Genomic DNA, 1,549 nt, shown 5'->3' with positions numbered 1-1,549 from the left:
GAACCCATAACAAGTTCCAATAATGTCTTGCTTATTGAGTTTATAGGTGATGAAGATGGAAATCCTGCACAGCCCGTTAAAAATCAACCGCCAGAAGACCCTGAAGAATTTTTCAATAAACTGTTAGTTCAGCTAAAACTGTTTGTAAATGAAGCAAAACTAGTTCATGGAGATTTATCTAACTACAACATTTTAAATTTAAATGAAGAACCTATTATAATTGATGTTTCGCAATCTGTTGTATTGGACAACCCAATTTCTAAAGAACTTCTTGAAAGAGACGTCAACACACTTGTTCGTGAGTATAGCAAATTAGGTGTGAAAACCAGTTTTGAAGAAGTTTGGGAATATGTTAATCCTACTTTTTAAAAAAAACGCGTTAAAATAAAATTATGTTGACACAACTATAATAACCTCAATCAATTAATCATCATCTAAAAAAGTGTTAAATGTGAATTTTGCTAAAAAGAGATTAACCATGGCACCCATAACATTAATACCTATTTTAAATGGAAAAACGTTTAAATAATATATCCAACAATAAATAATCCTATAATTTTAAATATTTTTATTAAATAAATTATTATTAATACATATTTGAAAAGGTGAAAACATGCCCGAAACAGATTATTTGAAAATACCTCAAAATAGAGTGGGCGCATTAATCGGAACCAATGGAAATGTTAAAAAATCCATTGAAAAGGCTACAGGGACATTGCTCGACATTGATAGCGATGATGGCACAGTTTATATTGAACCTAGAGAAGATATGGAAGATCCTTTAGGAGTTTGGAATGCGAACCATATCGTTAAAGCAGTAGCTAGAGGATTCAACCCAGAAGTTGCGCTCAAATTAGTCAGCGATGACATTTATCTTGAAGTGATAAGTTTACCATTATACATAGGAAAATCAAAAAAAGCCCTTGCAAGACACAAAGGAAGAATTATTGGAAAAGACGGAAAAACACGTGAAATTATCATGGAAATGGCGGAAGTGGACATGGCAGTTTATGGTAAAACAGTTTCATTTATCGGTGAAATGGACAATATCATGATTGCAAAAGAAGCCATTGAAATGATTTTGAACGGTTCCAGACACAAATCCGTTTATGGCTTTTTGGAACATAAAAAAGAAGATTTAAAAAGAAAAGAATTTAATGAACTCGTTGGAATCGAAGAAGACAAAATCGAATTTAAAGATGGAATCGACTTTGATACAAAAGATTATTAGGAGTTTTAAACTCCTAAATGTTTTTTTAATTCATTTTATAAATTTAAAAAATCAACAAGACGAATTATACGCATCATGTTGTTAATACTATTTTTTGATATCCCAAGTGATTGATTTTTCTTTTAACTTATATGAAATACTTAATTCAAAAAAAGAACAATTTAACAGTCTTAAAATAATTTTATAATTTAATACAATATTTTCTATAATAGCAATGCAAAGCCGCCAGATATTGCAAAAAAACAAATCAAATAAATATTACAAAAACAAAACAATTTAATGACAAATGGCTATTAAAATTATTGAGATTATAGTAAA

Annotated in this window: 2 protein-coding genes; both read left to right on the top strand. The window is 29.3% G+C overall.

Going from position 1 to position 1,549, the window contains the following annotated elements; all coding sequences use genetic code 11:
• The coding region (locus Q4Q55_RS10630) for an RIO1 family regulatory kinase/ATPase (RefSeq protein ID WP_303372767.1) at window positions 1-369 on the top strand (369 nt) is incomplete at its 5' end.
• 244 nt (window positions 370-613) lie between these two features.
• Window positions 614-1,231 carry a KH domain-containing protein gene (locus tag Q4Q55_RS10625; protein WP_303372766.1) on the top strand — a complete coding sequence of 206 codons (618 nt, stop codon included), beginning with the start codon at window positions 614-616 and terminating at the stop codon, window positions 1,229-1,231.
• The last annotated feature ends 318 nt before the right edge of the window (window positions 1,232-1,549 follow it).

This window comes from Methanobrevibacter sp., from assembly GCF_030539555.1.
Lineage (GTDB): Archaea > Methanobacteriota > Methanobacteria > Methanobacteriales > Methanobacteriaceae > Methanocatella.
The sequence above is the reverse complement of the archived record's forward strand: the minus strand, read 5'-3'. Positions and strand labels throughout refer to the sequence as shown.